This window comes from Rheinheimera sp. NSM (assembly GCF_052380015.1).
Classification (GTDB): Bacteria; Pseudomonadota; Gammaproteobacteria; order Enterobacterales; family Alteromonadaceae; genus Alishewanella.
In genome coordinates this window covers 1-9,141 of the sequence record NZ_JBQTCI010000014.1, presented here as the reverse complement: position 1 = coordinate 9,141, position 9,141 = coordinate 1, and the positions used below count along the sequence as shown (strand labels likewise).

The following is a 9,141-nucleotide window of genomic DNA, read 5'->3' as shown; positions in this document are numbered from 1 at the left end:
AATAACCGGGACAGGCCTTCACTGGCCGACAATGTTTCCAGAACCAGTGCATCGTCACCGAGCGAACTGTGAATCCTGAGAAAATGATGCTGGGTTTCCTTGACCATGAACGTTTACGCCATTCCGATGTATCGTATGAATCAGGTTCAGAAAGGAGAGCGCCCGAAGGCACTCTCCTTCATGGGGCAGAGGCTCCGGATCAGAGCTTCTGACCTCTGACACCACTGTAGCCGTAGACCTTCGGCGCGGTGACAGAGTTCTTGTCATCGGACGGAGTCACGGTCATGGTCATCTCGGTGTAGGAGATGGTGATGCTCTCGACCGGACGGTCACCCTGCACGGACAGGCTGTAGTTGGAAATCATGGCGTCGGTCAGCTCGATTTTCATGATCTCTTCGATTTCCTCACCCTGCTTGGTGATGTGGAAAACGGCCTTCTTACCCTTACCGATAGTGGCTTCGCGGAACAGATCGGGAGACGCGCAGTCCTGCAGCTTGGTGATGGTGACATCGCCCAGGCGGGTTGCAGAGGCTTCACGGTCCATGGCGGTACCGGTGTAGGAAGAGATTTCGCGATGCGCACTGAAGTCCATGGACAGAACGGTGATCAGGTCCTTGAACTGTTCTGCAGTGGTTTCGCCCTTGATACCTTCGTAGTCCAGGTAGGTATTCGCTTGCATGTGTTTCTCCTTAGATTTTAATTACGTCCTGTAACGAGGACATTGTCATCCTGGCCGTCGCTCCTGCGCCGTCCATGGATCTTTACCGGCGAACCGATTACTTCCCTGTGCTGACGTTGACGGCGATGCCGCCCTCTTCGTCAACCGCTATATCGACCGCCTGAATGGGGGTCTCATCCGCCAGGCATTCGAGAATGCGGCGGGATGCATCGGGCAATATCTCCCGGTGCAATATCTGTTGAATGTTACGGGCACCGGAGCTGGCTTCCGTGCAGCGGGCCACCACCGCGTCGATCACCGCATCGCTGTAGCTGAGGCTGACCTTGTGGTGACGGCGGATGCGCTGATTGACCCGCTCCAGCTGCAGGCGGGTAATCTCGGCCAGCTGCTCCTTGCCCAGTGGCTTGTAGGGCAGTACCACCGCCCGGCCGAGAAAGGCCGGCTTGAAGATGGTCAGCAGCTCGTCCCAGATGGCCTCTTTCAGGGCCCGCGGGTCTGGCGCGGTGAGTTCGTCCGCGTAAAGGTCGGCAATCTGACCAGAGGCTGCGTTGGAGGTCATCAGGATCACGGTGTTGCGGAAGTCCACATCCCGACCTTCCCCATCCCGCAGAGAGCCCTTGTCAAACACCTGATAGAAGATGTCCTGCACACCCGGATGAGCTTTTTCCATCTCGTCCAGCAGTATCACGCTGTAGGGCTTGCGGCGCACGGCTTCGGTCAGTACCCCACCCTCCCCGTAGCCGACGTAACCCGGAGGCGAGCCCACCAGCTGGGACACCTTGTGCTCTTCCTTGAACTCGGACATGTTGATAACGGTGAGATTGCTCTCACTGCCATACACCTGCTCCGCCAGAGCCAGTGCGGTTTCGGTCTTGCCAACCCCGCTCGGACCCACCAGCAGGAAGACGCCGAGAGGCTTTTTCTCATCCGCCAGATCGGCCCGGGCGACCCGGATGGTTTCCGCGATGTCGTCGAGGGCATGGTCCTGTCCCTTGACCCGCTCTTTCAGGTTCTGATCCAGCCGCAGAATGCCGGCCACCTCATCCGCCTGCATTCGCCCAAGGGGGATACCGGTCCAGTCGGACAGCACTTCTGACACCAGTTGGCTGTCCACTTGCCAGTGCACCATCGGCTGCTCCCGGCTGGCCAGTTGCTGACGCAGTTCATTCAGCTCACCGCGCAGGCTGTCATCCGGCACCTTGTTGGTGGTCAGCTGCTGACCCAGTTCTCCGGCCGCGGCCACCAGTTGCTGCTCACTGGTCCAGAGCTGTTCCAGCTCCTCCACCGACTGCCTGGCCAGGTGACGGCGAGTCTCCAGCTCGTCCTGGCGCGGACCGTGCTCGGCGCCGGTGCGGGCTTCACGCTCCAGAATGTCCGCTTCCAGATCCAGTGCCGCCAGCTCTGCCCGGGCCTTCTCGAGACGGGTCGGCATGCTCGCCTGGCTCATGGCCACCCGGGCACAGGCGGTGTCCAGCAGGGCGACCGCCTTGTCCGGCAGCTGGCGCCCGGCCAGGAAACGCATGGACAGGCCTACCGCAGATTTGACCGCGTCGTCGGTAATGATCACCCCGTGGTGACGCTCCAGCGTCGGTGCCAGGCCACGCAGAATCTGAACGGCAATGTCCTCAGAGGGCTCGTCCACCTTGACCACCTGAAAGCGGCGGGTGAGGGCCGCATCTTTCTCGAAGAATTTCTTGTACTCGGCCCAGGTGGTGGCGGCGATGGTACGTAACTCACCCCGGGCCAGGGCCGGCTTGAGCAGGTTAGCGGCATCGTTCTGGCCAGCCTGGCCCCCGGCACCCACCATGTTATGAGCTTCGTCGATAAACAGAATGACCGGGTCAGGCGAGTTACGGACTTCCTCGATAACACCCTTGAGCCGGTTTTCGAACTCCCCTTTGACCCCGGCGCCCGCCTGCAGCAAGGCCAGATCCAGGGTCAGCAGGCGCGCGGATTTCAGCGCATCCGGTACCGAGCCGTCAGCAATGCGCTGGGCCAGACCTTCGACCACAGCCGTTTTCCCCACGCCCGCCTCACCGGTGAGGATCGGGTTGTTCTGGCGACGGCGGGTCAGGATATCAATCATCTGCCGGATTTCGTCGTCACGCCCCAGTACCGGATCAAGCTTGCCATCCCGGGCCTGAGCGGTCAGGTCGATGGTGAACTGGGCCAGGTTCTCTTCCTTGCGAGGACCCCGGGCAACCGGCTCCCGCGCGGCCCCGGCGTCCAGATCATTCCGCAGGGTGCCCCAGTCTGAGAGCAGGCGTTGCGGGTCCAGACGATTCAGTTCCTGGGCATAACGGGTAGTCAGGGCCGCCATGGCCGGATCGTTCAGCAAGGTGTACAGCAGGGTGGCACCGCGCATGTCGGGCTCACCGAATTCGATGGATGTATCCAGCCAGCACTGACGCAGCAGGTCCACCAGCCGGGGAGACAGACTGGGTGTGGCGCCACTGCCGGTCTTGAAGCTTTCCAGCCCCTGGTCCACTTCGGTTTCCAGACGTTCGATGCTGATCCGGTAGTGATCAAATATGTGCCGGAAATCGCCGTCCTGCTCTTTCAGCAGCGCTTTGAGCAGATGCTCTACCTCAACGGTATGATGGCTGCGCTGGTAGCACAGCCCGACCGCCCCCTCCAGAGCCTGGCGGGTGCTGTCGTTCATTTTCTCTACCAGTGACTTCAGAGTCATTGAGGACATGGCTTATTCCTTTCCTTGGCGTTGGTGCGAGCCACCTGGCCGGAAGCTCACTTCAATGGTTTTATCCGTAGTGGTGCGGGCGGAAATAAAGGCATCCGACCCGAGTCTGCCCTGCTGCCCAAGCTGCGAACCTGGCAGGTCACCACGACGGGCGACAAGCCGGTAACGGACCTGGGTCGTCGCGGGAACAAGCACTCTGCTGATCTGTCCCAGAGCCGGGCTGTGGCTGCCACCGGGCAAAATACGGCGCAGCTGCTGACCGTTCGCCGGATAGAAAACGATCGACGCACCTTTATCCGCCATCCACGCCTTGCTGCCGAGCATGGCATCACCAAGCCGGGCATACTGGCCCTCCGGGTTGCCCCGCCCGGGCAAGCGGCTCTGATCATCCAGGGCAACCGGAGCCCAGCCGCCTTGCAGGGTGCGCACCCTGACCGGCATGCCGGCCAGATCTGCGAGCACCGACTGCAATGTCGACGCCGACCGGGTGCCCCGGCTGAACGCCCCTCCGTAATAAAGCTCCCAGTGCTCACTGGCGCCGGTCAGCGCCTTGAGCATACGGGTGAATACGTCCTCCCCATCCCGTTCCTGGTGGACAGCCGGCTGGGTTTTCTCCCAACTGCGGTAGAACAGGGACACAAGGCGGTGGTTGAACAGATCAAAAAAGTCCCGCATGGCCGGGGATTTCTGCTTCAACTGCGCCAGTACCAGCTCCGAGTAATGGGCCGGTAACGCCCCCCGGGCACCGGTCAGGCCCATACAGTCCACCGTCAGCTCCACCACCTGACGACCGTCCGGCCGCCTTTGCACGTGCCTTGCGACCACGTCCCGGCCGGCATACCCCATATGCTGGCTGGTACGGAAGCGGACCAACTCCTTGTCCGGCCAGCCATCGTGCCCGACCTGGTGGTAAGTACCACGGTCGTCCGTGAGCTGACGTTCGGTTCGCCAGACTTCACGGTACAGGGTTCCCAGTGGTTGCTTCATGCTCATACCAGCTCCCGTTCCCCGGCCCGGGCCGGCCAGACATGGTAATCGCGGTTATGGCCGGACAACCGGATCCGCAGCCTGGTGAAACTGTTGAGTTGGGCAAACTGTGCAAAAAACCGGTCAAGTACAGCGGAAAACAGATAAACGCTGGTGCCCGCATAGCGGGGCCGCGAAAACACCAGCTGGATTTCGGTACCCTGAGTGACACCGCTTCGCACACCGCGACCAACCCGGGCGGCAACCCGTTTCAGCTCGACCTTCTCGATGCCCTCGACCAGTGCCATTGACTCCGGCGTCTGACGAAAATCGTAAAGCTGCAGAACCGACCGCAGCCGCTCACAGGCATCATCACCCGCGAAATATTCAAGATTGAGATGGCGAATGAACTGCCAGCGGCTGGCGCCATCCAGCTCGGGTCTGACGGTTGATGTCGGTGCAATCAGAGCGGTTGCAGAATCGATCAGTGGCTCGGCAACGGCCCGGAATTTCGGGGCGCCCCCGCCGAATGGCAGGCGATCAGGCACATTCCTGTTGCAGCAAAGGGCACGCACCACCAGGGTTTCGTCATCCGGAATCGCATCCAGATCCCGATGACGGTAGCGCCGATCCACCAGGCTGAGGCAGGTTTCAGTGCCGGGTTCAAGCTGACCACCGGCCCAGTCCGCGGACTGACGACGCAAGTGCCATGAGACATCCAGTTCGGCCTGCCAGCGGGGATGGCCAAGACCGTAATAGGGTGCCAGCTCCCGCACCTTGCCGTTGTTCACCAGCGAAACATTTCGTACCGAAACCACCTCGAAGGCATCAGACTTCCGGAATCGCGATACCAACCGATGCTCATGGCGGGTATCGTCCAGAGGCACCGGCTCCAGGGTTTCCTCAAACACATTCACCACCGGCACACACCACAGCCGCAGGTGATCAGCGATCACGCTTTTCTCCAGCTCCGCTGACGTTTCCCGGAAGTAAAGCGTCAGTTCAATCTCATCGGCCGCCGGCCAGGTACCCGCGAGATCATCGAGCTGAGCAAACAGAAACTTCTCCGGAAAAAGGAAGAACTCCACCAGTAACCGGAACCCGTCAAAACTGCGGTTGCTGTAGGGCACCAGAGCTTCGCTCTCCGCAAAGCCCACCGGCACGACCTGCCGGGCCGGGTAATAACGTACCTGACGACGATCGTTGACGGGCACGATACTGAAACCGAGGCCCGTGCGGTGGATCAGGTCGTAAAGTTCGTTGCTGAGGTGGGACTGACCGTGGAGGTAGAACCTCAGATTGGGCAGATTGATCTCACTGAAGGCAACCGGTGCTTTCAGCCGCAGGGTGATAATGCTTTGAGCGCCCTCAGTTCCGGCGGGACGGGGGGCCTCAAAGGGGCTGTTTTCGAAGCGGGCTTCGGTCACCTTGACGGGGGCGATATAGTGTTCACCCGGCGCCCGGAACTCACAGTCCGGCATTTTCTCGACCCGGGTCTCGAAGGCCTGATCTGTGGCCAGACGTGCATGGTGAGTCTGAGACCGGGACGCTGCCAGCTGCAGGATGGTCATGGACGGCACCGGAGACTGATAGTCCGGAAACAGGCTGCCCATCAGAATATCGGTGAGCTCCGGAAAGTGCTCATCCAGGCGCTGACGGATCTGCGAGGTGAGGAAGGCGACCCCTTCCAGCAGCCGGGACACATGAGGGTCTTCCACCGCTTCATCGCTGACCCGCAAACGACCCGCCACTTTCGGGTAGGCGCGAGCAAACTCGGCCCCCTGTCGGCGCAGGTAAGCCAGTTCACGGTTGTAGTACTGGAGCAGCTCTTCGCTCATCAGGCGCACTCCTGAAGCGTGACCGACAAGGTCACCGGTTCCACTTCGGAATCAAAAGCCACCGGCTCCGGTACCGGATCCACCAGCAGCACCGCATCAATGCGCAGCCGTAACTGACGGTCCAGCGGAGCCTCGCTGTCTCGCAGACTGACCCTGACCCGGGTCAGCCGTGGCTCGAAGCGGACGATGGTGCGCTTCACTTCGTCACACAACCACTGCCGGCCGTCGTCGGTGCTCAGTTCCATCACGGTAAAGTCCGGCAGGCCATAACCCAGCACCGAGGTTTCCAGTTCCTTGCCGGCACCCTTCAAGGGGAGCCATGAACGACGGGCGTTCAGCAGCCACTCCAGATCACGACGCACCGACTGACGGATCCGGGCCAGGGTGGGCCGGTCCTCGTCAAGGTCGGTCAGACGGTCAAGCAAGCTCATCTGGAGTTTTCCGGCCATGGTGGTCAGTGCCCGCTCACGTCGTTGGCGACCATCTCGGCCATAGCCTGATCAGGCTCCGGCACATCCAGCCGTTCAATGCGCTTCACTGCGTCCAGGGTGACCGCTTCATCCCCGACCAGAAACAGCTTCAGCCCCAGACCGGTGACCAGGTTGTCACTGTGAGTCTGCCAGTCGGTTTCCCGGCCCAGCTTCTGGGCATCCGTGACACTGCGACCGTAGGTGAGGGGCACGAACATCTCCCCCCGGCGACCGTCCACCAGCTCCACATCGGCACGCCGCCAGATGCTTTCTACCGGGCTTGCGACCGGATGGAAATCCACCGTCAGGATGGTGTCCCAGGCCCACAGGTAATAATGACCATCCGCACCGAGACCTTCGAAAAAGCCGTTCAGGCTGTCGTCACAGTCCCGCAGTTCCCCTTCGACATCGCCGACCCGGAAACAAGCCGGGGTACGGGACTGCTCCAGGGCTGCTGCAGCCTCGGCAGCGGCGACCAGGTCACCGGCAACAAGGCCGGCCTGAACACTCACCAGCGCTTCCAGAGCCGGGCCGCTGGTGGCAACAACGTCATCCGCCAATTGCCCTTCTGCCAGTGCCTTGCGGGCATGCTCGGCACGCATGAGCTGACGCAGGTTGGCGGCGCCGGCCAGCCAGTCCGGCTGATACCGCGCCAGCGACATCAGCATTTCGTCGGCCCGTTCAAGCTGCCCGTCGAGGCATAACAGCTCGATCAGCGTGGCCCGCACATCTGCGGCGGCGGGCTTGCTGCGCAGAGTTTCTTGAGCCTGCGTGATGGCCTCCTGAAGCTGGCCGGCTGACAACATTTGTCCGATAGCGTCCATATCCTCAATCCTTTTCCTGTTCTGAATGCAGGCTAGAGCCGGTTCACCGGCGTAAGCTCGGTGATCAATCGCATACCGGTGACCAGCTGATCGATCTGAAAATGGGGCTGCAACTGGATCACCGAATAATAACGACCCGGCTCACCCACTCTGGCCCTCACCGACACCCGGGCATCCCGCAGCGGGAACCTTGCCCGCAGTTCATCGGATGCACCCTCGGTGGCCATGGTGTAGCCGTGCAGCCATTTGCGCAGCTGGGACTCACAGTCTTCTGCCGTCCGGTAGCCACCCACCCGGTCCCGCCCCATCACCTTCAGGTAATGGGCAAAACGGGAAACGCACAGGGTGTAATGCAACATGGCGGACAGCCGTGCGCTCATGGTGGCCGAGGGTTTGTCGTACTCCACCGGAGCCTGAACCGAAGGCACCGACTGGAACGTCAGCATTTCGGTGTTGGCCAGCGGCGCCAGCGGCAGGAAGCCTTCATCGGCCAGTGCCCGCTCCATGCGATCTGTGATCTGCCAGTCGACGGCGCTGCGGGTGGGGAACAAACGACCGGTTGATGTGCCGTGCTGGACCGCAGGCAGATTATCCACAACACCATGAGCCACCCGGCCCTCACGATAGCCCCGGATCTGGGCGAACCAGCCAGACTCACAAAATGCCCGGATCGCCACCGTGCCGAATGCGAAACAGGCAGGCCCCCAGAGATAGTCCCTCTCCATGGTCCGGTGCAGCTCTCGGAACCCGAAGCTCTCAGCCCCTTGCCCAAGGGGCAGGTGAGGAGGCCGCATCATCATGCGCGGCAACGCCAGACCCAGAAAACGGGCATCTTCGTCCTGCCTCAGCGCTCGCCATTTCACCAGATCCGGCTGATCGAAATGACTTTCCAGGTCGGTGACGGCGGTCAACTGCGGAAAAGTATCGACCCCGAAGAAACTCGGGGCGGCATTCAGGATCACCGGGGCAAACGCGGCCGCCGCCACCTTTGAGAGGTCCCGCAGCGTGTCGAGATTGCCCTGGCCGCCGGGGGTTCTGTGGCTCACCGTGTAGGCGCCCAGCAGCAGCCCGAAAGGCTCGCCACCCGGGTTACCGAACTCCTCGGAATAGATCTTGGCGAAAAGCCGGGACTGATCGAACTCGATTGACCGGGCCAGGTCCTTGCTCAGTGTGGCCCAGCTCAGGTCCAGAAAGCGGACCCGGACCAGGCCTTCACGATCACTCTCCACGACCTGGTCTGTGAGCAGCAACAGACCCCGCCAGTTGGCCTCAAGGGCCTGGAAGACGTCATGGTGCAGGATGGCATCCAGCTGTTCGTTGAGCAGTCGATCCAGACGGGTGATGGTCGTCGCCAGCACCGCCAGCACTTCATCACGGCTCCAGGCGCGGCCCGGCTCCATACGCCCCAGAAACAGCAACAGGGCCCGAAGGTCATCAGCCTCAGCCACCAACCGCTCGGCAAACCCCCGGTCCGGCACAACCGTCCGGGAGGACGGTGTCCGGTCGAGGTAATTCTTGTCAACGAAGCTCAGTGCCGCACCCATGTGCATCCCTGCTCATACCCTTGTTCATCCTTGTTGCGGCAGACCCCCTGAACCGGGGGCCGATTCCGCACATCCGTTATCGGATCAACCGATTTCCGGGATCTTTGCGACCAGGCGCAGAG

The 9,141-nt window shown here is 61.5% G+C and carries 7 protein-coding genes; all 7 read right to left on the bottom strand.

Going from position 1 to position 9,141, the window contains the following annotated elements; translation table 11 throughout:
• Positions 1-199: 199 nt before the first annotated feature.
• The 7 genes from ACTZWV_RS19785 to tssC all read right to left on the bottom strand — a co-directional run bounded on the left by ACTZWV_RS19785 (position 200) and on the right by tssC (position 9,019).
• Positions 200-679: an Hcp family type VI secretion system effector gene (locus ACTZWV_RS19785; protein WP_444788181.1), complete on the bottom strand. Its 480-nt coding sequence runs from the start codon at positions 677-679 to the stop codon at positions 200-202.
• 97 nt (positions 680-776) lie between these two features.
• Positions 777-3,341 carry a type VI secretion system ATPase TssH gene (gene tssH / locus ACTZWV_RS19780; RefSeq protein ID WP_444788180.1) on the bottom strand — a complete coding sequence of 855 codons (2,565 nt, stop codon included), beginning with the start codon at positions 3,339-3,341 and terminating at the stop codon, positions 777-779.
• A gap of 39 nt (positions 3,342-3,380) precedes the next feature.
• Positions 3,381-4,370 carry a type VI secretion system baseplate subunit TssG gene (tssG, locus tag ACTZWV_RS19775; protein ID WP_444788179.1) on the bottom strand — a complete coding sequence of 330 codons (990 nt, stop codon included), beginning with the start codon at positions 4,368-4,370 and terminating at the stop codon, positions 3,381-3,383.
• Positions 4,367-6,181, bottom strand: a complete 1,815-nt coding sequence (gene tssF, locus ACTZWV_RS19770; RefSeq protein ID WP_444788178.1) for a type VI secretion system baseplate subunit TssF — start codon at positions 6,179-6,181, stop codon at positions 4,367-4,369. Before tssF ends, tssG begins: the two co-directional genes overlap by 4 nt.
• Complete coding sequence (tssE, locus tag ACTZWV_RS19765; RefSeq protein WP_444788177.1) at positions 6,181-6,612, bottom strand: type VI secretion system baseplate subunit TssE; 432 nt, start codon at positions 6,610-6,612, stop codon at positions 6,181-6,183. The genes tssF and tssE overlap by 1 nt, the downstream gene beginning before the upstream one ends.
• 23 nt (positions 6,613-6,635) lie before the next feature.
• Entirely contained in the window at positions 6,636-7,475 is an 840-nt protein-coding gene (locus ACTZWV_RS19760; RefSeq protein WP_444788176.1) for a type VI secretion system accessory protein TagJ, read from the bottom strand.
• 32 nt (positions 7,476-7,507) lie between these two features.
• A complete protein-coding gene (gene tssC, locus ACTZWV_RS19755; protein WP_444788175.1) occupies positions 7,508-9,019 on the bottom strand; it encodes a type VI secretion system contractile sheath large subunit in 1,512 nt (503 codons plus the stop codon).
• Positions 9,020-9,141: the final 122 nt, after the last annotated feature.